The following is a 23,936-nucleotide window of genomic DNA, read 5'->3' as shown; positions in this document are numbered from 1 at the left end:
AAGGCAGTTTTTTCACAGTATTCATGGTTATCTCGCTTTAATAATTAATATATTTCAGATAATAACCATCCCATTCTGGCTAAAATAAATAACCAAAATAAGCTGATTTGTTTTTTAGGGTACAGCGACGCCGGAGAATAATATTCTCGCTGACGTTATTTCATATTAATTAACGCTGGTACAGATGGATTAATTCTTCTGAGAACTCGCGGGCCAGCAGCGAATTCATCAGATGATCCTGGGCATGTACCATAATCAGCGTCATAGGCTGACGCGCTTCACCGGCATCCTGCCCGATGAGCTGGGTCTGCATCTGATGCGCCCGGCGGGCGTAGCCGTCGGCCTCATTTAAGAGTAAGCGCGCTTCGTCGATATTTCCGGTTCGGGCCGCATGCAACGCTTCAAAACATAATGAGCGTGACTGTCCTGCATTAACGATAATTTCCATTACCGCATCTTCTAATTCAATCATGTGTATTCCTGAGGTATTTATTATTTAATAATGCAGTGAAAGTCCATTTTCTGCATTATTACGCTGTCATCTTATTATCTCTCCGGAAGGAGAGGGATTAGCTAACGGTTTCTGCCACTGGAACGCTATTTTTGGCTTTCTCAACTTCGGTTTTCATTAAGGAACGTTCATAGGCGCGCAGGAACGGCAGGTAAATGACCGCCGACATCACCATGCAGATAACGCACATCACCACCGGACTCAGGGTCCAGTTGGCCGCCCACGACGCGCCAATCGGTGCCGGCGTGGTCCACGGCGTCAGCGACACCACCTGGCTCAGCCAGCCAAGACGCGTCGCGCCGTAAGCCAGCACCGCGTTGACCATCGGCACGCAGACGAAGGGGATAAACATCATCGGGTTCATGATGATTGGCGCCCCGAACAGAATCGGCTCGTTAATATTAAAGAAGCTCGGCACAATGCCCATCTTGCCGATGGTGCGCAGATGAGTGGCCCGGCTACGCAGCAGCAGGAAAGCCAGCGGCAGAGTCGAACCGACACCGCCAATCAGCAGATAGTGATCCCAGAAGCCCTGCAGATAGACGTGCGGCAGCACCGTACCCGCCGCCAGCGCCGCCTGGTTTGCCGACAGGTTGGCCATCCAGAACGGGTTCATAATGCCGGTAACAATCAGTGAGCCGTGGATCCCGGCGAACCAGAAAATCTGGCACATCAGAACGGAGAGCAAAATCGCCGGCAGCGAGTCGGAGGCGGAAACCAGCGGCTCCAGCAGATGCATGATCGCCTGCGGCAGGATCATCCCGGTCTGCGCTTCGATAAACAGGTTCAGCGGATGCAGAGTCGCAATGACCACCAGCACCGGGATCAGGATTTCAAACGAACGGGCGACGCCGGTGGGGACCTCTTTCGGCAGACGAATCGTAATGTTGTTTTGCTTCAGCCACGCATAAACGCGGGTGGAGTAGATGGCGGTGATCAGCGCGGTGAAAATGCCCTGACCGGACAGATACTGAGTGGAAATTTTGCCATCGGCATAGGGTGCGGCGACCAGCAGGAAGGCCATAAACGCCAGCAGACCGGACATCACCGGATCGAGCTGAAACTGACGACCGAGGCTGGCGCCAATGCCGACCGAGATAAAGAAGGTCATCACGCCCATGCTGAGGTTAAACGGCAGCATCAGCTGTTCGCGGTAGTGCTGGGAGAAATCAAGCCAGCCGCGGGCAAAGCCGTTGGTGGTATCGGGTGAAAACGGCGGAAAGATAAATACCAGCATGAAAGAGCCGATGATCATAAACGGCAAGGCGGCAGTGAAGCCATCGCGGATAGCGATAACGTATTTCTGCTGCCCAAGGCGTCCTGCCAGCGGAGTAATAGATTGCTCGATCACGGCAATCATGGACTGATACAGAGAACTCATTTCAACACCTCTCAGTGCGCCGCTGGGATCAGCGACAGAGCATAATTCAGGACGTTGTCTCCCCGCTGCATACCGTAGTCCATCGTATCGATGGGCTGAACGGGAATGTTCAGGGAAGCCGCTTTGTCAGACAGGGTTTTCAACATGTATTTCACTTGGGGGCCAAGCAACACCACCTGATACTGCGGAAACTGCATGTCAAATTCGGAAACGCCATAGGCATCAATCTGCACCGGCAGGTCACGTTCATTCGCCGCCTCCACCATCTTTCTGACCAGCAGACTGGTGGACATCCCGGCAGAGCAGCACAGCATAATCTTGTACATCGACGACCATCCTCAAAATGTAAAAAGTTATTGCGTGGATGATTTGATATCAGACGGAAACCGGTTTCCATTCATAAAAAGCAGAACTGTGATAGTGGTCAAGATCTCCTGCTTATGGGGCGGATTTATTGGATTTCGCTCACATTATTCTGTCGATTTGGCGATGTTTTGCGCTGAAATGGAAAATCGGTTTCCAAACAAATGGTGAAATGGATATACTGCGCTGGTCACAATTGAAGCGATTCAGGTTTACAGGATTTTGGCGGGACGCGGCGCCCGCGCAGGGGAAAATGATGTCGACAATCAATGATGTTTCACGACTTGCCGGGGTTTCCAAAGCCACGGTGTCGCGAGTGTTGAGCGGCTCACGTGGCGTGAAGGAAGCCAGTCGTCAGGCGGTGCTGCAGGCGGCGGAAGCGCTCAATTACCGGCCAAACATGATAGCCCAGTCGTTGCTCAGCCAGTCCACCGGCTGTATCGGCGTCATCTGCGCCCAGGACAACATCAACCAAACCACCAGCTATCTCTACGCCCTGGAAAAACAGCTCAGCCAGCACCAGAAGCACCTGCTGCTGCGCTTCGCCAACACCAGCAACGGCGTGATGAGCTCGCTGGAGGAGTTGACCTGCGGGTTGTGCGATAACGTGCTGATCATCGGCGCGCGTTTTCCCCTGAATATTAACCGCCCGGACGTGGTGCTGGTGGACTGCCTCGACAGCGAGGGCGACAACAGCATTCAGTTCGATCATGCCTTCGCTGCCGAAACCGCCTGCCACTATCTGATTAGCCAGGGCAGACGGCAGATTGCGCTGATTCATCCGCAGAGCAGCGGCTTTGCCGATCAGGTGCTGCTGGGCTACAAGCACGCGCTGGAAAAAAACTTTTTGCCGTTTAATCGCAACCTGGTGTTTCTGGATAACACCTCGCCGTCGGTGGCGGTGCAGGAGCTGGTCAATAACGCCACGACGCTGAACTTTAACGCGCTGTTGGTGAGCGATGAACAGCAGGCGCAGCGCGTGGTGCCGCAGCTGCAGGCGTTTAACCGCGCCGTTCCGCAAAATGTGATGGTGTTTAGTCTCGCCGGATCGTTACAGCTGCCCGGTATCCCCACCATTCCGGCCATTGAATATTCCATGGACGCGATGGCGTCGCGGATCGTCAACTGGCTGACCGAGAAAACGGACACCCCGGGCGGCAGCCCGCTGCGCGGCGATTTAATTATTCCGAAGCACTGAACTCCGCTCTTGCCCTGACCCGCCGCCGTTGGCTGCGGGTTTTTTGCTGGCTGGTTTTTGTCGTATCCCTCACATTATAAATAAAACTCATATCTGACGCCGGGTTTTCGAACCGGACAGCCTGCGTGACCTGCCTTAAGTTGAGTACGAAAGTTCCACTCAAAAAACACTAACCAGAACATTCGTACCGCCTGCTTAAGGAAGTGACCCTATGAATCACATGAACGTTGTCGATGTGAAAGCGTGGATAGATGCCCGTCCGGTCTCGCGCTTTCAATGGAACGTGCTGCTGCTCTGTTTCATCATCATTATGCTGGATGGGTATGACGCCGCGGTGATGGGCTTTGTCGCCCCGGCGCTCATTGAGGACTGGGGCATCAGCCGGGCTGAAATGGGGCCGATTCTTGGGGCGGCCATGTTCGGCGTCGCCATTGGCGCCCTGGTGGCGGGCCCGCTTTCTGACCGCTACGGCCGAAAACGCATTTTACTCTGGTCGGTGGCGCTGTTTGCGCTGTTCAGCCTGGCCGGCGCCGTGGCGCAAAGCCCATCGCAACTGGCGCTGATGCGTTTTCTTACTGGCCTTGGCCTTGGCGCGGTGATGCCCAACTGCGTCACGCTGGTGGCAGAATATATGCCGGAGCGGCGTAAAGGGGTGATGATCACCCTGATGTACAGCGGTTTTAACGTGGGTTCCGGCCTCGGCGGCTTTATCGCCGCCGGTTTGTTATCGCATTACAGCTGGCACTCGGCGCTGATTTTTGGCGGCGTGCTGCCGCTCGTGGTGCTCCCCTTTATGATCGTGATGTTGCCGGAGTCGGCGATGAACATGGTGGCGCGCCGGCTACCGGGCGAGCAGATCGCCAGGGCGCTTAACCGGCTTGGGGGCCAGTTTACGGCGGAAACCGTTTTTCAGTTGAATGCGCCGCCCATCACGCGGAGCAGCAAAGTGGCGCAGCTGTTTCGGCATGGCTATGCCCGCGGCACGATAGCGCTGTGGCTGACCTATTTTATGGGGCTGTTCGTGATATATCTGCTGAACGGCTGGCTGCCAACCATTCTCCGCTCCGGCGGGCTGTCGCTGCAGCAGGCGGCGATGATGACCGGCTTGTTCCAGCTCGGCGGCCCGCTGGGCGGGATCCTTGTCGGTATGCTGATGGATCGCGCTTCGGCGAAAGCCGTGATTGCGGCAACCTATTTCCTCGGCTGCCTGTGCCTGTTGTCCCAAGGGTTGATGGATTTCGGATCGGCGGCGCTGTCGGTGCTGATTTTTATCAGCGGGATGTGCATTAACGGCGCGCAGAACGGTCTGCAGGCCTATTCGCCAGCCTATTATCAAACCGAGATCCGTGCTACCGGCGTCAGCTGGATGCATGGTATCGGCCGTACCGGGGCTATTCTCAGCTCCACGCTGGGCGGGATGCTGATGCTGGCCGTACCGGGACACTCGTCGATCTTTTTGGTGCTTGCGCTGCCGGCCTGCCTGGCGGGGATCTGTATTTTGTTGCACCGTATGAATCACGCTAAGCCTCGACTCACAGAGGCAGAACTGGACGCTTTGTCATCCCCCCTGGAACACCGATAAGTGGAGTTATCTGATGGCTAACATTCTCGGCGGTATCGCCGTCTCTCATACCCCGACTATCGGCTTCGCGGTCGATCATCATAAACAGCAGGACCCGGCGTGGTCGCCGATCTTCCAGAGCTTCGAACCGCTGCAGCGCTGGCTGGAGGAGAAAAAACCGGATGCGCTGGTGTACATCTTTAATGATCATGTGACCGCCTTTTTCTTCGATCACTATTCGACTTTTACGCTGGGAATCGACAGTCAATATGACGTTGCCGATGAAGGCGGCGGACCACGCTGTCTGCCGCCGGTCCAGGGCAATGCGGCGCTCTCAAGGCACATTGGCGCCAGCCTGATGGCCGATGAGTTTGATATGTCGTTCTTTATGGATAAAAAGCTCGACCACGGCCTTTTCTCGCCGCTTTCGGCGCTGCTGCCCTGGGATGAAGCGCAGGGGTGGCCGACGGCGGTGATCCCGTTACAGATCGGCGTGCTGCAATTTCCGGTACCGAGCGCGCGCCGTTGTTACAAACTCGGCCAGGCGCTGCGCCGGGCAATTGAAAGCTTCCCGGAAGATATCAATGTGGCGATTGTCGCGACCGGCGGGCTCTCGCATCAGGTTCATGGCGAGCGCTGCGGATTTAATAATCCCGACTGGGATGCCCAGTTTGTTGACATGCTGGTTAATGACCCGGAAAAGCTCACCGAAATGACCCTTGGCGAATATGCTGAGCTGGGGGGGATGGAGGGGTCCGAAGTGATCATGTGGCTGGTGATGCGCGGCGCGCTATCAGCCAATGTCACCGAAACCTGGCGCGACTATTACCTGCCGTCGATGACCGGTATCGCCACGCTGATCCTTGAGAACAATGCGCGCCTGCCCCCCGTCGATACCCTGACGCGCCATCGCCAGCATATGGCGCAGCAGCTGGCCGGGGTGGAGAAACTGCCGGGAACCTATCCTTTTACCCACGAGCGCAGCCTGAATGGCTTGCGGCTTAACCGTTTCCTGCATCGGCTGATTGAGCCTGCCTGGCGCGAACGTTTTCTGCAGTCGCCTCAGTCGCTTTATGCCGAAGCCGGACTGAGCGAGGAGGAACAGCAGTTGCTCAACGTACGCGACTGGCGGGGATTGATTCAGTATGGCGCCAGTTTCTTCCTGCTGGAGAAAATGGGCGCGGTGGTCGGCGTATCCAACCTGCATATTTACGCCGCGATGCGCGGGCAGACGCTGGAGGCGTTTCAGCAAACGCGCAACCAACAGGTAACCTATTCGGTGGCGGGTAAACGTTAAACGGTCCCGTCCTGAACCTGCTGATAGATAAAACGCAACAGCGCCTGCGTCGCCGGGGAGGGCAGGCTGCCGGCGCGAAACGTCAGCCCGATACGCCGGGTGGTATCGGGCAGGGGGACCGGCAACACGCTGAGCAGCCCATTGTCTGTCTCAAAACGCATCTGGCTGGCGGAGACCGCCGCCAGCATGTCGGAGTCCTGCAGCAATCCTCGCACCATCGCCGCGTCCCCGGTCTCCACCGTCGGCTGGGGCAGCGGCAGCCCCAGGGTGACAAACGCCTTATCCAGCAAATGGCGCGCCGGCGCGTTGGCGCGCGGCAGCACCCATTGCGCGGTCGCCAGCCGGCTGCGCGGATCCGGATGGCGCAGCAGCGGGTGGTTATTACGCAGTAAAATCAACATATCCTCTTCGAATAACGCCTCGCTACAGAGGTCCGGGAGATCTTCATCCTGACGCAGGGCGCCGATAATAAAATCGATATTACCTGCCCGCATATCGGCGACCAGCGACTCATACGGGCTTTCATTGGTCATGAGGGTAATGCCCGGGTGCTGGGCCAGAAAGGCGGCGATGGCGGAGGGCAGTAGCCGGGTCCGGCTCAGCGGCAGGGCGCCAATGCGCACGGTGCCCTCCAGCACCCCGCGACGGGCGGCGATATCGCTCCAGATGTTTTCCAGCTCGTTGAGCGCTCTGCTTACCGGGGGATAGAGTAGCTCCGCGGCGGGCGTGGGGCGCACCCCTTCTGGCGTCCGGCGAAATAGCGCCGAATCCGCCCCTTTCTCCAGGACCTTCAGCGCGGCACTGACCGCCGGCTGAGTGATCCCCAACTGTTGCGCGACGGTTTGGGTATGGTTGACGTGATAGAGCTGAATAAATATGGCTAACCGGCGGGTATTGAACAGCCAGCCGGCGTCCGCCAGCGGGCCGCTGCTGCGGGTATGGTGCTTCTGCAACAGCGCCGGGATGGCCTGCAGGTCGTCAATCGCCCGCCGGGCGCGCGGCAGGATGCACTTGCCATACTCGGTGGGCACCATGCCGCTGTAATGGCGTTCGAACAGCGTGACGTTCAACGCGGCTTCAAGGTCGCGGATGGCCCGGGTTATCGCTGACTGCGTGCGGAATAAGTCATCGGCCGCACGCGAGACGCTGCCGCGCAGCGCGACCTGACAGAAAAAACGCAGCTGCATGATATTTATGATTTTATCGTGCTTTTTCTTCAGCATGGTTCGTCAGGCCTGAAACAGTGAGTGAGTCGACAACATAAATAAAAATCATAGCCTTCGCAAGTTAACGAATTACCTCCCTGCGACGGGACATGACAAGCTGAAAAAAACAACAGAGGAAGCCATCATGTCTCATCCGGTTAGCGAAAAAAGTGCCCTTGTCGTCAGCGCCCACTCGGCCGATTTCGTCTGGCGCGCGGGCGGTGCGATAGCGCTGCATGCCCTGCAGGGCTATCAGGTCCATGTGGTCTGTTTATCCTTTGGCGAGCGCGGCGAGTCCGCCAAACTGTGGCGCAAAGGCAACATGACCGAGGAGGCGGTGAAGCAGGTGCGTCGCGAAGAGGCGCAGGCCGCCGCTGAGATCCTGGGCGCCAGCGTCGAATTCTTTGATATCGGCGACTATCCGCTGCGCGCCGATAAAGAGACGCTGTTTCGTCTGGCGGATGTGTATCGCCGTATCCAGCCCCACTTTGTCCTGACGCACTCCCTGCACGATCCCTATAACTACGATCATCCGCTGGCCTCCCACCTGGCGCAGGAGGCTCGGATTATCGCTCAGGCAGAAGGCTATCGCCCCGGCGAGAAAATTGTCGCTGCTCCCCCGGTTTACTGTTTCGAACCGCACCAGCCGGAGCAGTGCAACTGGAAACCCGATGTGTTACTGGACATCACCGCCGTCTGGGAGAAAAAGTATCAGGCCATTCAGTGCATGCAGGGTCAGGAGCATCTGTGGGAATACTACACCCGCGTGGCGCTGCAGCGCGGGGTGCAGGCCAAGCGCAATATCGGCATCACGGCCGCGCGCGATATCGTTCACGGCGAAGCCTTCCAGAGCATCTTCCCCCGCGTAACGGAGAACCTGGCATGAACCTGTTAAATAAAAAAGGCCTTGTGATCCGCCACCTGCCGCGCCATGACGAGGCGGTTTTGCGCCGCTGTGAGGCGGCCGGGGTGGCGACGCTCCATGAAGCCTGGGATCGTCAGGGGCTGATGGGGCCGGCAATCCGTCCGATTCAGCAGGGCGTCAGCCGGGCGGGCAACGCGGTAACCGTGCTGGTGACGCCAGGCGACAACTGGATGTTTCATGTGGCGGTCGAGCAGTGCCGCGCCGGCGATATTCTGGTGGTGGCCCCGACGTCGCCGTGCGGCGATGGCTTCTTCGGCGATCTGCTGGCGACGTCTCTCCAATCGCGCGGCGTGGTCGGTCTGGTGGGCGATATCGGCATTCGTGATTCGCAGACTTTGCGGGAGATGGGATTCGCCGTCTGGTCCCGTCAGGTTTATGCCCAGGGAACGGTGAAAGAGAGCCTCGGTTCGGTTAACGTCCCGGTGATTTGCGCAGGCCAGCTTGTGCAGCCGGGCGATGTCGTGGTGGCCGACGACGATGGCGTCGTGGTGCTGCCTCACGCGCAGGTCCGTGATGTGCTCGATAAAGCGGAAGCCCGTATGAGCAATGAGCTTGCGAAGCGTGAGCGGATGCGCCATGGCGAGCTGGGGCTGGATATTTACGCGATGCGCCCGCGTCTGGCGGAAAAGGGGCTGCGGTATTACGACCGCGCAGACGAGGTGGAGGAATAAATGGCGCAACGCGGAATCCCCTGTCTATGGATGCGCGGCGGCACCTCGAAGGCAGCCTGTTTTCTGGCTGACGATCTGCCTGCCGATCCGGTGCAACGTGATGCGGTGCTGCTGGCGGTGATGGGCTCGCCTGATCCCCGGCAAATTGACGGGATCGGCGGCGCCGATCCGCTGACCAGTAAAGTGGCGATTATCCGCCGCTCCGCACGGCCTGACGCCGATGTGGACTATCTGTTTGCCCAGGTGAACGTGGCGGCGGCCACCGTGGATTACGGCCAAAACTGCGGCAATATTCTCGCCGCCGTTGGCCCTTTCGCCATCGAGCGTGGTCTGGTTCGCCACGATGCGCCGCTCACTCGGGTGCGTATTTATATGGAGAACACGGGGCAACTGGCGGTGGCAGAGATCCCCTGCGATGCCGACGGGGTCGACTACGCCGGCGAGAGTCGTATCGATGGCGTGCCGGGCAGCGCCAGCCCGATCCTGCTCCATTTTCTTGATGTGGCGGGCTCCAGCTGCGGGGCGCTGCTGCCGACCGGCCGGGTTCGTGACCGTTTTGACGGCGTTGAGGTGACCTGCATCGATAACGGTATGCCGGTGATCCTGCTGCGCGCTTGCGACCTCGGTTGCACCGGCTATGAGACGCGCGAACAGCTGGATAATGACGATGCGCTTAAACGTCGCCTGGAGTCGATTCGCCTGCAGGCCGGGCCGCTGATGCAGCTTGGCGACGTCAGCCAGCGCACGGTGCCCAAGATGACCCTGATCGCCGAACCGCGACACGGCGGCGCCATCAGCAGCCGCACCTTTATCCCCCACCGCTGCCACGCGTCAATCGGCGTGTTTGGCGCGGTGAGCGTGGCCAGCGCTTGTCTGCTCCCCGGCTCTGTCGCGCAGGGCCTGGCGCAGGTAGCGCCAGGCGATACGCCGCTGCTCAGCGTTGAGCATCCGACAGGCGAATTTTGCGTAACGCTTCAGCTTGATGCTGACGGCGCCCTGGCTGGCTGCGGCCTGTTACGCACGGCGCGACTGCTGTTTGCTGGCGAGGTTTTTATTCCGGCCCGCGTCTGGCCGCGTGAGGAGTGATGATGACAATCGCGTTTATTGGTTTTGGCGAGGCGGGTGGCATTCTGGCGGCGGATCTGGCCCGTGAGCATGCGGTGACCATGTGGGATTGCAAGCTCAATGGCCCGGCGCGAGAGGCGATGGGCAAAAAAGCCCGTGATTCGCGCGTTCAGGTGGGAAATTCGCTGGCGCAGGCGCTGGAGGGGGCCACGCTGGTTTTTTCTACTGTGACCGCCGGTGAGGCGCTAAAGGTGGCGCAGCAGGCGGCCGCGCTGCTGCAGCCGGGGCAATACTTCCTCGATCTCAACTCCGTGGCGCCGGAGACGAAACGGCAGGCGGCTGAACATTTTCTGCCGGGCACCTACATCGATGTCGCGGTGATGGCGCCGGTACCGCCGGCCCGATTGCAGACACCGTTATTGATCGGCGGGCCGCAGGCGGAGGCGATCGCGCCGCGTCTGCAGGGGCTGGGGCTGAATGCCCGCTATGGCGCCAGTACGGTGGGCCAGGTGTCGGCGATAAAAATGTGCCGTAGCGTGATGATCAAAGGTCTTGAAGCGCTTACCACAGAATGCCTGTTCGCGGCTCGTGAATACGGCGTTGAGGAGGAGGTGCTTAGTTCCTTGCATCATAGTTTCCCCGCTCTGGGCTGGACAGGAGCGTTCCCCGACTATCTGATCAGCCGGGTGGCGGAACATGGCATTCGGCGCAGCGAAGAGATGGAAGAGGTGGTGAAAACCCTGCGTGACGTGGGGAGCGCCGGGATAATGAGCGAGGCGATCGCGAAAAGCCAGCGCCAGCTGCCGGAGCAGATGGCCGCCCGTAGCCTGAGCTACAGGCAGCTGACGCCGTTTGACTGGAAAACGCTGGTCGCCAGGCTGAAATAACCGCTATTTGGCCGGACAGACGATTTTGTCGATTGCGGCCTGGTAGCTTTTTTGGTTATTGCGCTCTTTCGCCAGCGTTGCTTCGCGGACCGCGTTCTTGTTACCGTCGGTCGCCAGCACTTTATTGGCAAAATCGTTGTCGCTGAGGTGGCTTGCTGGCGCGCATTTTTCCTTCACCGCTTTGAGCACCTGCTGTTTTTGCTGCTCGAACTGCAGGCTTTGCAGCGGTGATTCGGCCCACGCCGACGTGGCGCTCAGGGCGGTGACCAGGCATACCATCCAACATGCTTTCATCAGGCTTCTCCTTCCGTAATCGCTTCCGTCAACTATATGCGCAGGCGCGAAAACACGCAAATAGTGGTCAGTTTAACTTATTGAAAATGCAATTTTTATCGCCTGCTCAGGCGGCTCTCACCCGCCGCCGCGAGTCGATGGCGATCAGCACCACCGACGCGAGGATCAGCAGAGTGCCCAGCCAGTCCGGCAGCGTGAAGGTGATCCCCAGCAGCAGGAGCGACAGCAGGGCGCTGCTCAGCGGTTCGGCGCAGCTGAGGATCCCGGCCTTCGCGCCGCCAATTTTCTGCGCGCCGTTAAGATAAAGGCTGAAGGTCAGCGAAGTACCGATCACCACCAGGTAGAAAAAGGCTAACAGCAGGCTACCGTTCACCACAAAATCGGTGCCCTGGCCGCCGTAAAACGGCAGCAGCATCGCGCCGCCGAACAGCATGCTCCAGCCGACGATCGGCAGCGTCCCGTAGCGGGCAATCAGCGTCGAGGGATAGGTGGTATAAAACGCGGCGGCAAACGCCGAGGCGATCCCCCAGAACAGCGCCGCCGGCGAAATCGACAGCGTCGTTGGGTTGCCGTGGGTCACCAGCAGAAAGGTGCCCGCCAGCGAGGTGCAGATAGCTCCCAGCACCAGCGGAGTGGGACGCGCTTTGCGGGCGAGGGCGAACCAGGCGACGATGATCGTAGGCGACAGGAACTGCAGCACCGTGGCCGTGGCGGCATTGGATTTTTCAATGGTCATCAGAAAGGTGAACTGCACGGTTAACGCGCCAAACAGCGAGAAAAACAGCAGGCTGAGGGCGTCGCGGCGGTTTTGCAGCACGCGGAAAATGCGGTCGCCGTGAACAAAGCCGAGCATCAACAGGATCAGCCCGGCGAACAGCAGACGCGTCATGGTCAGAAACGGCGACGACATCTGGCTTTCCTGCATAATAAACTGCGCACACACCCCGGAACTGCCCCACAGCACGGCGGCAATCAGTACGTTCAGCATCCCTTTTTTGCTGGAGCCCATCTTTTCCTCAAGCGAAATATGACAAAGGGGAATCATAGCATGCGCCAGCCCGGGCGGCGGGGCAGGAAATGGTAGTCGGGCGCGGCGGCGTAACGATGTTGCAGGCCCGGTAAGGCGAAGCCGCCACCGGGCACTACCCGACAGTCGCGTTCTAGCTTAAATCGACATTTTTACTGCCGAACAGCCAGGTGAGGACAAAGCCACACAGGTAGGAGACCGCCAGCCCGCCGGCGTAGACCGCCATCCCGGCGTAAATTCCGCTGCCGGAGGTCATCAGCGGCAGCGCCACCAGCCCGGACGGGCCGAACACCGTGTTCAGGCCGACCGGCAGCCCCAGCCAGGCGATCAGTCCGACGAAGAACCCGCCGCAGGCGCCGCCGAGGCAGGCGGTGACAAACGGCTTCATCCGCGGCAGGGTGACGCCGTAGATCAGCGGCTCGCCAATCCCGAGGAAGCCCGGAATAATCGCCCCTTTAATCTGGGTTCGCAGCAGCGAATCGCGCTTCGCCCGCCAGAATAGCGCCAGCGCCGCCCCCACCTGCCCGGCCCCGGCCATCGCCAGGATCGGGAACAGCGAGTTAAAGCCCTGGGCGTCCACCAGCGCAAAATAGACCGGGACAAACCCCTGATGGACGCCGAACATCACCGCCAGCAGGAACAGGCCGGCCAGCACCGCCGAGCCAAACGGGTTGCCGTTAAGATGCAGGAACAGCCACGACATGCCGGTAAACAACCAGCCGCCAATCGGCATGATCACCGTAAAGGTCACCGCGCCCATGATCAGCAGCGTCACCGCCGAAGTGAGGATCATATCGAGGTTGGCCGGCATTACCCGCCGCACCTGGCGTTCAACCCACGCCCCAAGGATAACGGCGATCAATACGCCGATGATATTGCCGCGCGGATCGATGCCGTGGCCGAAGAAGGTGGAAATGCCGGCGTAGAAGCCGCTGGTTGCCTCCGGGTTGTAGCCCAGCACGAACAGCGAGGCGATAATCGCGCCGTTCACGCCGGAGCCGCCGAACGCCTTCTGCGCGTTATAGCCAATCAGGATACTCAGGAAGGTGAACATCCCTTTGCTGAAGACCTTCATATAGCCAATCAGCGCTACCAGGCTGGCGTTCGGATGGGCGTTCTCCAGCACGAAGACCTGTTCCGCCAGGGTAGCAAAGCCCAGCAGCAGCCCGACGGCGATAAAGCCGGGGATCAGCGGCGTAAAGATGGTGGCGAATTTGGCGAGAAACTTCTGCACCGCGCTGGTCTGCTTGCCCTTCAGCGCCTGCTTTTTCTCCGCTGCGACGTCGGCCAGCGTCGGCGCGGCGGGCGCCTCCTCCAGCAGGACGTTCATCATCTCGGCGGCGGTTTGCGCCTTGCCGGGGCCGAGCACCACCTGGAACTGCTCGTCGCTGACGATCACCCCCATTACGCCGTCAATCTGGCGGATGGCGGCGCTGTCGGCCAGACTTTCATCGCGCAGGGTCAAGCGCAGGCGCGTCATGCAGTTGCCCGCCTGCGCGACGTTTGCGGCGCCGCCTACGTGGGCGAGGATCCGCGCTATCATTTCTTTCGTTATTTTTGCCATTGCCCGTTACCTGTCTGTCGGTGCTCAGGTGTTGCTGAGCGCCTTGCGGATATAGCCGTTGTTTTTTGCCAGCAGCGACTGCGCGTCTTCGGCACTTAAGTCCGCCAGCACCATCACGATCGCCGTTTTACAGTGGCGGCCGCAGGCCTCCAGCGCCTTCCGGGCAGTGGGACGATCGCAGTCGGTCGCCTCCATCACGATAGAGACTTGGCGCTCAATCAGCTTGGCGTTGGTCGCTTCGACGTCGACCATCAGGTTGCTGTACACCTTGCCGACGCGGATCATCGCCCCGGTGGAGATCATGTTCAGCACCAGCTTCTGCGCGGTACCGGCTTTCAGGCGGGTAGAGCCAGTGACCACTTCCGGGCCGACCACCGGGGTGATCGCCACATCCGCCAGCTGGGCCATTTCGCCATGCGGGTTACAGCTGACGATGGCGACAAAGGCATTCTGACTATGGGCGTATTCCATGGCGCCAATGACGTACGGCGTGCGTCCGCTGGCCGCCAGTCCCACCAGCACATCGCGGTGGCTGAAGTTCAGGTTCTGCAGATCCATCGCCCCCTGCGCTTTGTTGTCTTCCACGTTTTCCACGGCGCTGAGAATCGCTTTATGTCCGCCGGCGATGATCCCCACCACCTGCTCCGGGCGGGTGCCGAAGGTTGGCGGGCATTCGCTGGCATCGAGGATCCCCAGACGCCCTGAGGTACCCGCGCCGATATAAATCAAGCGGCCACCGGCCTGCAGCGCCGTCGCGACCTTATCCACCACCTCGGCAATCTGCGGCAGATAGGGCGTAATCGCCTGGGCTACCTGCTGGTCTTCCTGGTTTATCACCGTCAGCATGTCGAGGGTGGAGAGGGTGTCAATGTTGGCGCTGTTGGCGTTGCGTCGCTCGGTCAGCAGTTTGCTCAGGTCGATACTCATAGAAACCTCGTTATTCTCAGTGGCGCGCAGTATAAGGAATTATTTATTCCTTGCCTGTGAAGAGTATCACGATTAGTACGCGGAGAATAATAGGAGAATGGTAGGTATGGCGGGAAATAGTGCGGTAATAAATCTGGAATATTTTATTACCGCAGCAGGAGATTAGCGCGCGCTGCGCGGTTTGCTGAGGCCCAGCAGCAGCGCCAGCAGGTAGCAGATGGCCATCGCGAGGCTCATTTTCAGCATCGTTTCACCGCCGAGGCCTGCCAGCGGCGCGGCGATGCCGCCGAAGACAAACATCAGGGTGCCCATCAGCGCGGACGCGGTCCCGGACTGCGCGGCATCGACGGCGCTCATCGCCTCCGCGCCAGCGACGGTGCTGATGCCGCTCATCAGCGACACGGTAAAGAACAGGCCGACCAGCGCCAGCACCGGCAGCTGCAGCCAGGCAAACAGCAGCATGATCGCCGCACAGCTCACCGCCAGCGTCAGGCCGCCGCGCAGCAGGCTTTCGGCGCTAAAGCGGCGCGCCAGGCGGGAAAAGATCATCGCCGCGATAATCAGCCCGATACCGTTCAGACCGAACAGCAGGCTGAACTGCATGGCGCTCATGCCGTATTCGCTCTGCATCACGAAGGAAGAGGAGCCGATGTAAGAGAACAGCCCGGCCATCATAAAGGCCTGAATCAGGCAGAAGCGCAGAAAGCGGCGATTTTTCAGCACCGGCTGGCCGCGTTGCTGGCGGGCGGCATGCGTTGCTGTGGCCGGGCGCGTTTCCCGCAGGATCGTCAGGCTCATCACCAGCAGCACGCCGCCGATGGCGGCCATCGTCCAGAAGAGAATTCGCCAGTCGAAGGCGGTGATAACGTAGCCGCCCAGCACCGGGGACAGCACCGGCGCAATGCCGTTCACGGTCATCAGCAGGGCGAAAAATTGGGTCAGCAGGGTGCCCTGGTATTTATCGCGGGCGATGGATCGCGACAGCACCGAGCCGCCGGCGCCGGCGAAGCCCTGTAAAAAGCGCCAGACAATCAGCATGTTGATATCCCGGGTCAGGGCGCACATCGCCGAAGCAAAGATAAACAGCAGCAGAGACAGCGCCAGCGGTTTCAGGCGGCCAATGCGATCGCTCAGCGGGCCGAAAAACAGCTGACCCAGGCCGAGGCCAATCAGCGCGGCGGTCAGCGACAGCTGGGTCTGGGTGCTGGTGGCCTGCAGCTGCTGAGTGATCTCCGGCAGCGCCGGCAGATAAAAATCCGTGCACAGCGGGCCGATACCCGACAGCAGGCCGAGGATCAGCGCCCAGGAGAGGGAGACACGTGGCATAACGATTCCTTACAGAAGCCGGGCGCGGCCGCCCGGCGGGTGAAATTAACTGGCGCCGCCGCCCAGCGACTGCCAGAGGGTGATCCGGTTATTGAGGTCGGTCTGCTGCAGGGACAGCAGCGTCGTCTTCGCCGACCACAGCGTGCGCTGGGCCGTAAGCACCGACAGATAATCGCCGACTCCGGCCTGATAGCTCTTCATGGCGATATCCAGCGATGTCTGCTCGGCGGCGACGTACTGCCGCTGGGCATCGAGCTCTTCGCTCAGCGTTTCCCGGCGCGCCAGCGCATCGGCAACGTCCTTAAAGGCGCTCTGAATCGATTTCTCGTAGGTGGCAATCAACCCCTTTTTCTCCGCTTCCGCATAGCGCAGCTGCGCCAGGTTGCTGCCGCCGGTGAACAGCGGCAGGCTGATGGAGGGGGCGAACGACCACACCTGCATCCCGTGGCTGAACAGCGACGACAGCGAGTCGCTGCCGACCCCGGCGCTGGCGGTCAGGGAAATCGACGGGAAGAAGTTCGCCCGCGCCGCGCCGATATCGGCATTGGCGCTCTTCAGATTGTGCTCCGCTTCCTGAATGTCCGGCCGGCGCAGCAGCACCGACGACGACACGCCCGCCGGCACCAGCGCGATGCTGTTATCCCCGAGACTCTCGAGGGTGCCGGGCAACAGGCTCTCCGGCACGGTTTCCCCCGCCAGCAGGTTAATGGCGTTTTTATCCTGCGCCACCAGCGTGCGATAGCTGGCGACGCTGGCGCGGGCCTGCTGATAGACGCTTTCCGCCGAGCTTACATCGCCGGCGGAAGCGGTACCCACCGCCATCTGGCGGGCGACGATGTTGCGCGAGTTTGCTGCGCTGTCCATGGTCTGCTGCGCCAGCGCCAGATTGCTGTTATCCGTCGCCAGCGTCACCCAGGCGGTGGTCAAATCGGCAATCATCGTCAGCCGGGTATTCTGCGCGGTGAATTCGCTGGCAAGCCAGGTTTCGCGCGCCGCGCGCGACAGGCTCTGGTTCTTGCCGAACAAGTCCAGTTCGAAGCTGGAGACCGCGCCGTCGGCCTGTGAAGCGGAGCTCAGGCCGCTGGCTACCGTTTTGCTGCGGGTATGGCTCAGCTCGGCATCGACGGTAGGAAACAGCGACGCCCGCGTCTCGCCGTACTGGGCGCGCGCGGCCTCGATATCGGCCAGCGCTTTTTGCACATCGCGGTTGCTGTTCAGCGCGAGACTGACCACTTTTTTCAGCCGCGCGTCATTGACCACTTTCTGCCAGTCGCCGACCACCGCCGTCGATTCGCCGTGCGCCCCGGGCAGGGTGGCCGGCACCGGCGCGGCCGGGCGATCATAATGCGGGTCAAGCGAGACGCAGCCCGCGGTCAGGAGCGCGATAAACATAAAACTCAAACGAAACATACCTTACTCCTGAGAAGGACGTTGGCGGGTGAAGAGACGTTTCACCAGCACGAAGAACAGCGGTACGAAAAACACCGCCAGCAGGGTGGCCGTCAGGGTGCCGCCGATGATGCCGGTGCCGATCGCCACGCGGCTGTTGGCTCCGGCGCCGGTGGCGATGGCCAGCGGCAGTACCCCGGCGATAAACGCCAGCGAGGTCATGACAATCGGGCGCAGACGAGTCTGCGCGGCGCGGATCGCCGCCCGGGAGAGCGAATACCCCTCATCCACGGCGGATTCAGCGAACTCCACGATCAGGATGGCGTTTTTCGACGACAGGCCGATGGTGGTCAGCAGCGCCACCTGGAAGTAGACGTCGTTGCTTAAACCGCGCAGCGTCGCCGCCAGCGCCGCGCCGAGCAGGCCGAGCGGGATAACCATGATCACCGAGAACGGCACCGACCAGCTCTCATACAGCGCCGCCAGGCACAGGAACACCACCAGAATCGAGATGGCGTAGAGGCTCATCGCCTGGCCGCTGGCGAGCTTTTCCTGCAGCGAAATGCCGCTCCACGCCCAGGTGGAGCCCGCCGGCAGGCTGTCGGCCAGCTTTTCCATCTTGTCCATCGCCGCGCCGGAGCTGAAGCCGGCGGCGTTTTCGCCCTGGATCTCAAAGGCGGCGGAGCCGTTGTAGCGCACCAGGCTTTCCGGGCCGTATTGCCAGTGGGTGGTGGCGAAGGCGGAGAACGGCGTCATGCTGTTATCGCTGCCGCGAACGAACCATTTGCCGAGGTCCGACGGCACCGCGCGCGCGTCGCTTTCGCCCTGGATATAGACCTTTTTCACCCGGCCGCGATCGATAAAGTCATTCACGTAGGTACCGCCCCAGGCGCTGGAGAGCGTATCGGTCACATCGCTCAGCGACAGCCCCAGCGAGACGGCTTTGTTATTATCGATATCCACCTGCAGTTGCGGCATCTGCGGCAGATCGTTAGCGCGCACCGACTGCAGCTCGCTGCTCTGGTTGGCCGCCGCCAGCAGCTGGCTGCGCAGCTTCATCAGACTGTCGCGGTCGGTACCGCCGCTGGCCATCAGTTCGAAGGTGAAGCCGTTGCTCTGCCCGAGACCGTCCACTGACGGCGGGGTCATGGCGAACAGGGTGGCGTCGCGGATCGTCCCCAGCTCTTTGGTGGCGCGCAGGGCAATGGCCTGGGCGGTATTGTCGTCCCCTTTGCGCTGCGACCAGTTTTTCAGCGATACGAACGCCATCCCGGCGTTCTGGCCGCTGCCGCTAAAGCTGAAGCCGTCGACGGTGAAAATGACGTCGGTATTGGCTTTCTCTTTGGTGAGGAACCAGTCGGTCACCCGGCGACGCACCTCGGCGGTACGCACCGCGGTGGCCCCGGCGGGCAGGGTGTACTGGACCATGATCTCCCCCTGGTCCTCCACCGGCAGGAAGCTGCCCGGCAGCTTCCACATCGCCAGCGCCATCGCCCCGCAAATCAACGCGTAAGCGCCCATCATCACTGCGCCCCGGCGCAGGCCGCCGAGCACCCGGCGCTGGTAGCCTGCTTCCGTGCGCCCCCACAGGCGGTTAAAGGCGCCAAAGAACCCTTTGGTGTGCGGTTTGGAGTGGCTGAGCAGCGCGCCGCACAGCGCCGGGGTGAGGGTTAGCGCCACCACCACCGACAGCATCATTGCCGAAATAATGGTTACCGAGAACTGGCGATAGATGACCCCGGTCGATCCGCCGAAGAAGGCCATCGGCAGGAACACCGCCGACAGCACCAGGGCGATCGCCACCAGCGCGCCGGAGATTTCGCCCATCGATTTTTCGGTGGCTTCGCGGGCGGGCAGCCCTTCGTCGCGCATAATGCGCTCGACGTTTTCCACCACCACGATGGCGTCATCCACCAGCAGGCCGATCGCCAGCACCATGGCGAACAGCGTCAGGGTGTTAATCGAGTAGCCGAACAGCGCCAGCACCCCAAAGGTGCCAAGCAGCACCACCGGCACCGCCACCGCCGGAATGAGCGTCGCGCGGAAGTTCTGCAGGAACAGATACATCACGCAGACCACGAGAATGATCGCTTCGAACAGGGTCTGAATCACATCCTCGACCGAGATTTTGATGAACTCGGTGCTGTCCTTCGGATAGGCGATATCGTAGCCCTGCGGCATCTGACGCTGGAATTCGGCGATTTTGCTTTTCACCAGGGTAGCGGTATCCAGCGCGTTGGCGCCGGGGGCCATCATCACCGCGATCCCGGCGGCCGGATGGCCGTTCAGATTGGCGGTAGCGGTGTAATCCTCGCTGCCCATCTCCACCCGCGCGACATCGCTCAGGCGCACTACCGAGCCGTCGGCCTGGCTTTTCACGATGATCGCTTTGAACTGGTCAGGGGTTTGCAGCCGGGATTGCGCGCGCACGGTGGCGGTCAATTGCTGGGCATTGGACGACGGTAGCGCGCCGATTTTACCGGCGGAAACCTGCACGTTCTGCGCCTCAATCGCCGACTGAACGTCGGAAGGCATCAGCGAGTAGGAGGCGAGTTTGGTCGGGTCCATCCAGACGCGCATCGCGTATTCGGCGCCGAATACCTGCAGGCTGCCGACGCCCTCCACGCGCGCCAGCGGGTCCTGCATATTGCTGACCAGCCAGTCGGAGATATCGGAGCTGGTGGCGCGGTCGGTTTTGTCATATACCGCGAGGATCAGCAGGAAGCTGCTCTGCGATTTTTCCACCGTTACGCCGGACTGCTGGACTTCGCTCGGCAGCCGCGATTCCGCCTGCTGGACTTTGTTTTGCACCTGCACCTGGGCGGTGTCCGGGTCGGTCCCTTGCTCAAAGGTGACGGTGATGCTGACCGAGCCGTCGGAGCTGCTGGTGGAGCTGAAGTAGAGCAGATGGTCGAGGCCGGTAAGCTGCTGCTCGATGACCTGGGTGACGCTGTTCTCCAGGGTTTCGGCAGAGGCGCCGGTATAGGTGGCGGAGATTTTCACCGCCGGCGGGGCGACGTCCGGGTACTGGCCTACCGGCAGGGTGCGGATCGCCAGCACCCCGGCGAGCATAATCAGAATGGCGATCACCCAGGCAAAGACCGGGCGACGCACGAAGAAACGGGAGAACATCAGGCATTGCCTCCGTTATTGTTGACGGCAACGGCCTTCACTGTCTGTCCGGGGGCCACTTTACTGGTGCCTTCGACAATCAGCTTATCGCCTGCTTTCAGGCCGCTCAGCACCAGCCATTTATCCCCATAGGTGTCGCCGGTTTCCACGGTACGCTGCTCAACTTTGTTGGCGGCATCGACCACCAGCGCCGTGGCGTCGCCTTTGGCATCGCGGGTGATCCCCTGCTGTGGGGCGAGGATCGCGTCGTTCATGATGCCTTCATCGATGCGCGCGCGGACGAACATCCCCGGCAGCAGGACGTGCTGCGGGTTGGGGAAGATAGCGCGCAGGGTCACCGAGCCGGTGGATTCATCGACGGCGACTTCGGTGAGCGCCAGACGTCCTTTTTCCTGGTAGGTACTGCCATCTTCCAGGGTTAACGTTACGCTGAGAGTGTCGCTGTTGCTGGCCAGGCTTTGTTTGCGTAAACGCAGGAGATCGACGCTGGATCGCGTCAGATCGACATACATGGTGTCGAGCCCGCGGATCGTCGCCAGCGCGGTATCCTGATCGGCGGAGACCAGCGCCCCCGGCGTGACAGACGAGATGCCGATGCGCCCGGCTATCGGTGCGGTGACGGTGGTCCAGTTCAGGTTGATGCGCGCGCTCTCCAGCGCCGCTTTCTTCGATTCCACGCTGGCCTTGTCCTGGGCGCAGGTGGAGGCGGCGTCGTCGGCATCCTGGCGGGAAACGCCGTTATCCCTGACCAGCGACGCGTAGCGCTGGGCCTTCTGGCAATCGGAGACCACCAGCGCCTGGGCCTGTTTCAGCGCGGCCGCCGCTTCGTTCCAGGTCGCGCGATAGCTGGAGGGATCGATCTGGTAAAGGGCCTGCCCGGCCTTCACCATATCGCCTTCGGTAAACAGGCGCTTCTGGATGATGCCGCCCACCTGGGGGCGAACTTCGGCGCTGAGCGAGGCGGTGGTGCGCCCGGTGAGCTGGCTGACTACCGGCACCGGCTGGCTTTGCAGGGTGACCACGCCCACTTCCGGCGTGGGTTGCTGCGGGGCAGATGTCTGCGCATTATCGCATCCGCTAAGGAGAAATAATGCTGTTGCGATGGGAGCTATGATGTATTTCATTATATTTTCTCAAGATATAAGACGTCCGCCCCGTTTATTTAAAAACGAGGGAATAGGTTGGGCGCTGAGGCATTTTCGGGTGAGCGAAAATGACAAAAAAGGAACACAGATGTTCCTGAACGTGATTGTTATTGTGTCTCCGTTGAAGCCAACCTCTTCGGTCTTCAGGAGGTGAAAAGCGCATCTCCTCTGGTTTTGTGGTGAGAATGATCATTCTCATTTTTCTCCATTATACGATCCGCCGCGATAATGGAAAGGTTTTTTTGCTTACTTTTAGAACGCAAAAAATTAAGGCAAATAATCATGGAGAAAATAAGAATATTTTGTGAAAGTGGAGAGGGAAAATAACCATTCGGCATCGCAATACTGGAGATAGTTAATGACACTAATCATTACAAAAAGCATTAATCCCGACGATCAACAAGAATTGCTTGCCGGTCTGCGGCAGTATAATCAGCAGTATCTCGATGCGGCGCAGTTTGGCGATCTGGGGGTTTACTCCCGCGATGCGCAAGGGGTGATGCAGGGCGGGCTGATTGCCAAACGCAAGGGCAACTGGCTGTGCATTGAGTATCTGTGGGTTAGCGAGGCGACGCGCGGGCGCGGGCTGGGGAGCGAGCTGATGCAGGAGGCGGAACAGCAGGCGCAGGCGCTAGGTTGCAGCCATCTGCTGGTGGATACCTTTAGCTTCCAGGCGCTGCCGTTTTATCAGAAATTAGGCTATCAGCTGCAGATGTCGCTGCCCGACTTCCCCCACGCAGGCATGCAGCGCCACTATTTGTCGAAGGCGCTGTAACGATCCTGGTATCCCCGGGCGGTCAGGTACCCTACCTGTGGTTGTGCCGGATGGCGGCATAAATGCCTTATCCGGCCTACGCAGTCCTCCCGTCGTTTCGCCCCACCCAGGACCGGCAAGCGCAGCGCCGCCGGGCAGGATATCAGGCACGGCACCAGTATTCTTGCCGGGTGGCGCCTGTCGCCTTACCCGTCCTGGGGTTCGTGCGGCCTGTTATTGATATACCCACTTGCGCGACTGAAACTGCCGGTGCTGGCGGCCTCAAAATCGCTGAGACGTTCCCGGAAGGCCGGGGCAGCCCGCATGGATGCGGGCTGAGGGCCGTGTTTTGCACGGACGCTGCCTCGGCCCGACCCGAAGCCTGCAGGGATAAGTCGAAGGGACCGCGTAGCGGCGATTTTGCTGGCCGGAGCCCGGGGGTACAGGGGGCGGCGGCGACTGGCCGCCCCCTGTGCGCTCCCTGCGGCATAAGAGACATAACGCAGAAGATCAACCGGGAGCGCAATCTGCCGGGAATTAACATAGAAGTTGTAGCCCTGCTAAGCGTAGCGCAAGCAGGGAAACTCCCGGATGGCGGCGCGTGGCGCCTTATCCGGGCTACAAAAGCGTCAAAACCACGCCTTAACCTCCGACGCCGTGGCCCATTAACGCCAGCGCGTGGCTGATGATGGTCTGGCGGTTGACCGCCTGTAAACGCGGATCGCTGTGAATGCGTGAAAATGGCACCAGCACCAGGCTAATCACCGTGGTAAACAGCAGCTCCGGCGACAGCGCCGGATTGATCTTGCCCTCCAGCTGCCAGCGACGCACCGTCTCCAGCATCACCTGAAAACGCTCCTCGCCGAAGCGGGCATCCATATGCTGACGCAGGATCGGCATCTCGCCGATGATCTCCTGCATCCACAGCGGCGCAAACCAGGCATTTTTCTCCGCCATATGCGCCAGCGTCTCGACCATCATCGTCAGCGCCAGCACCGGATCCTGCGGATGATCGACAAAAATGCGGCTGATGTGATTGCGCAGCGGCATAAAGCGCTCCTCAATCAGCTGGGTCACCAGCGCATCCCGGGAACTGAAGTAGTAATGCAGCATCGCCGGCGTCACCCCGGCCTCTTTGGCGATGGCGTTCAACGATACGCGGCCCGCCCCGTCGCGGGCAAACAGCATCAGGGCAATGTCCATCAGCTGTTCGCGATTGGCAGTATCCGGTTTTTTACCGCGCGGCCGACCCGGGCGGCGGGGGGCATCCTGATCCTTTTGTGCTGTCATGGTATGGCGATCTCTTGACCCGAC

23 protein-coding genes are annotated in these 23,936 nt (G+C 60.4%); 9 read left to right on the top strand and 14 right to left on the bottom strand.

From position 1 onward, the window contains the following. Window positions 1–169: 169 nt before the first annotated feature. The 3 genes from CW267_RS16270 to CW267_RS16260 form a co-directional block, all read right to left on the bottom strand. Window positions 170–472 (bottom strand): PTS lactose/cellobiose transporter subunit IIA, encoded by a 303-nt coding sequence (locus CW267_RS16270; RefSeq protein ID WP_002923158.1) that lies wholly within the window; start codon window positions 470–472, stop codon window positions 170–172. Between the two features lie 97 nt (window positions 473–569). Continuing rightward, complete coding sequence (locus CW267_RS16265) at window positions 570–1,892, bottom strand: PTS cellobiose transporter subunit IIC (RefSeq protein WP_008806769.1); 1,323 nt, start codon at window positions 1,890–1,892, stop codon at window positions 570–572. Between the two features lie 11 nt (window positions 1,893–1,903). Further along, window positions 1,904–2,218, bottom strand: coding sequence for a PTS sugar transporter subunit IIB (locus CW267_RS16260; protein WP_004145041.1), 315 nt, complete (start codon window positions 2,216–2,218; stop codon window positions 1,904–1,906). Between the two features lie 293 nt (window positions 2,219–2,511). On the opposite strand from CW267_RS16260, the gene CW267_RS16255 reads away from it, so the two are divergent. The 3 genes from CW267_RS16255 to CW267_RS16245 all read left to right on the top strand — a co-directional run bounded on the left by CW267_RS16255 (window position 2,512) and on the right by CW267_RS16245 (window position 6,311). Then, complete coding sequence (locus CW267_RS16255; RefSeq protein WP_100781161.1) at window positions 2,512–3,453, top strand: LacI family DNA-binding transcriptional regulator; 942 nt, start codon at window positions 2,512–2,514, stop codon at window positions 3,451–3,453. A gap of 211 nt (window positions 3,454–3,664) precedes the next feature. Continuing rightward, the gene (locus tag CW267_RS16250) at window positions 3,665–5,035 is read left to right on the top strand and encodes an MFS transporter (protein WP_012540273.1); all 1,371 of its coding nucleotides are present in this window, start codon (window positions 3,665–3,667) and stop codon (window positions 5,033–5,035) included. 13 nt (window positions 5,036–5,048) lie between these two features. Further along, a complete protein-coding gene (locus CW267_RS16245) occupies window positions 5,049–6,311 on the top strand; it encodes a gallate dioxygenase (protein WP_046620776.1) in 1,263 nt (420 codons plus the stop codon). Here the strand turns inward: CW267_RS16245 and CW267_RS16240 are convergent. Further along, window positions 6,308–7,534, bottom strand: coding sequence for a LysR family transcriptional regulator (locus CW267_RS16240; RefSeq protein ID WP_046620775.1), 1,227 nt, complete (start codon window positions 7,532–7,534; stop codon window positions 6,308–6,310). The two genes, CW267_RS16245 and CW267_RS16240, sit on opposite strands and share 4 nt — an antisense overlap. A 127-nt stretch (window positions 7,535–7,661) precedes the next feature. Here CW267_RS16240 and galB point away from each other — a divergent pair, with 127 nt between their 5' ends. Genes galB through CW267_RS16220 form a run of 4 tightly spaced genes read left to right on the top strand, consistent with a single transcriptional unit; the run spans window position 7,662 to window position 11,064 of the window. Then, entirely contained in the window at window positions 7,662–8,402 is a 741-nt protein-coding gene (gene galB, locus CW267_RS16235) for a 4-oxalmesaconate hydratase (protein ID WP_008806774.1), read from the top strand. Continuing rightward, a complete protein-coding gene (locus CW267_RS16230) occupies window positions 8,399–9,112 on the top strand; it encodes a 4-carboxy-4-hydroxy-2-oxoadipate aldolase/oxaloacetate decarboxylase (RefSeq protein ID WP_008806775.1) in 714 nt (237 codons plus the stop codon). The genes galB and CW267_RS16230 overlap by 4 nt, the downstream gene beginning before the upstream one ends. Beyond that, a complete protein-coding gene (locus tag CW267_RS16225; protein WP_046620770.1) occupies window positions 9,113–10,198 on the top strand; it encodes a 4-oxalomesaconate tautomerase in 1,086 nt (361 codons plus the stop codon). A 2-nt stretch (window positions 10,199–10,200) separates the two neighbouring features. After that, a complete protein-coding gene (locus tag CW267_RS16220; protein ID WP_046620769.1) occupies window positions 10,201–11,064 on the top strand; it encodes an NAD(P)-dependent oxidoreductase in 864 nt (287 codons plus the stop codon). Between the two features lie 3 nt (window positions 11,065–11,067). On the opposite strand, the gene CW267_RS16215 is transcribed toward CW267_RS16220, so the two are convergent. The 8 genes from CW267_RS16215 to eefA form a co-directional block, all read right to left on the bottom strand. After that, window positions 11,068–11,358, bottom strand: coding sequence for a YicS family protein (locus CW267_RS16215; protein ID WP_002923120.1), 291 nt, complete (start codon window positions 11,356–11,358; stop codon window positions 11,068–11,070). A gap of 106 nt (window positions 11,359–11,464) precedes the next feature. After that, window positions 11,465–12,367, bottom strand: a complete 903-nt coding sequence (locus CW267_RS16210) for a DMT family transporter (RefSeq protein ID WP_002923118.1) — start codon at window positions 12,365–12,367, stop codon at window positions 11,465–11,467. A 151-nt stretch (window positions 12,368–12,518) separates the two neighbouring features. After that, window positions 12,519–13,949: a PTS N-acetylmuramic acid transporter subunit IIBC gene (murP, locus tag CW267_RS16205; protein WP_100781160.1), complete on the bottom strand. Its 1,431-nt coding sequence runs from the start codon at window positions 13,947–13,949 to the stop codon at window positions 12,519–12,521. Between the two features lie 24 nt (window positions 13,950–13,973). Next, window positions 13,974–14,876, bottom strand: a complete 903-nt coding sequence (gene murQ, locus CW267_RS16200) for an N-acetylmuramic acid 6-phosphate etherase (RefSeq protein ID WP_012967024.1) — start codon at window positions 14,874–14,876, stop codon at window positions 13,974–13,976. 162 nt (window positions 14,877–15,038) lie between these two features. Continuing rightward, on the bottom strand, window positions 15,039–16,202 hold the full coding sequence (locus CW267_RS16195) for a multidrug effflux MFS transporter (protein WP_016162000.1): 1,164 nt from the start codon (window positions 16,200–16,202) through the stop codon (window positions 15,039–15,041). 45 nt (window positions 16,203–16,247) lie between these two features. Beyond that, window positions 16,248–17,612: a multidrug efflux RND transporter outer membrane subunit EefC gene (gene eefC / locus CW267_RS16190; RefSeq protein WP_012967026.1), complete on the bottom strand. Its 1,365-nt coding sequence runs from the start codon at window positions 17,610–17,612 to the stop codon at window positions 16,248–16,250. A gap of 3 nt (window positions 17,613–17,615) precedes the next feature. After that, window positions 17,616–20,723 carry a multidrug efflux RND transporter permease subunit EefB gene (gene eefB / locus CW267_RS16185; RefSeq protein ID WP_016161998.1) on the bottom strand — a complete coding sequence of 1,036 codons (3,108 nt, stop codon included), beginning with the start codon at window positions 20,721–20,723 and terminating at the stop codon, window positions 17,616–17,618. Next, a complete protein-coding gene (eefA, locus tag CW267_RS16180; RefSeq protein WP_012967027.1) occupies window positions 20,723–21,847 on the bottom strand; it encodes a multidrug efflux RND transporter periplasmic adaptor subunit EefA in 1,125 nt (374 codons plus the stop codon). The genes eefB and eefA overlap by 1 nt, the downstream gene beginning before the upstream one ends. Before the next feature lie 206 nt (window positions 21,848–22,053). On the opposite strand from eefA, the gene CW267_RS30650 reads away from it, so the two are divergent. After that, window positions 22,054–22,176 carry a hypothetical protein gene (locus tag CW267_RS30650; protein WP_046620780.1) on the top strand — a complete coding sequence of 41 codons (123 nt, stop codon included), beginning with the start codon at window positions 22,054–22,056 and terminating at the stop codon, window positions 22,174–22,176. On the opposite strand, the gene CW267_RS30645 is transcribed toward CW267_RS30650, so the two are convergent. Beyond that, on the bottom strand, window positions 22,136–22,252 hold the full coding sequence (locus CW267_RS30645) for a hypothetical protein (protein ID WP_046620779.1): 117 nt from the start codon (window positions 22,250–22,252) through the stop codon (window positions 22,136–22,138). The two genes, CW267_RS30650 and CW267_RS30645, sit on opposite strands and share 41 nt — an antisense overlap. Here CW267_RS30645 and CW267_RS16170 point away from each other — a divergent pair. Next, on the top strand, window positions 22,227–22,643 hold the full coding sequence (locus CW267_RS16170) for a GNAT family N-acetyltransferase (RefSeq protein WP_032740354.1): 417 nt from the start codon (window positions 22,227–22,229) through the stop codon (window positions 22,641–22,643). The two genes, CW267_RS30645 and CW267_RS16170, sit on opposite strands and share 26 nt — an antisense overlap. A gap of 621 nt (window positions 22,644–23,264) precedes the next feature. Here CW267_RS16170 and CW267_RS16160 read toward each other — a convergent pair. Then, entirely contained in the window at window positions 23,265–23,912 is a 648-nt protein-coding gene (locus CW267_RS16160) for a TetR/AcrR family transcriptional regulator (protein WP_023298366.1), read from the bottom strand. Window positions 23,913–23,936: the final 24 nt, after the last annotated feature.

Origin of the sequence: Klebsiella sp. X1-16S-Nf21 (assembly GCF_002837615.1) — a bacterium.
Lineage (GTDB): Bacteria > Pseudomonadota > Gammaproteobacteria > Enterobacterales > Enterobacteriaceae > Klebsiella > Klebsiella variicola.
This window is presented reverse-complemented; position numbering and strand designations above follow the sequence as displayed.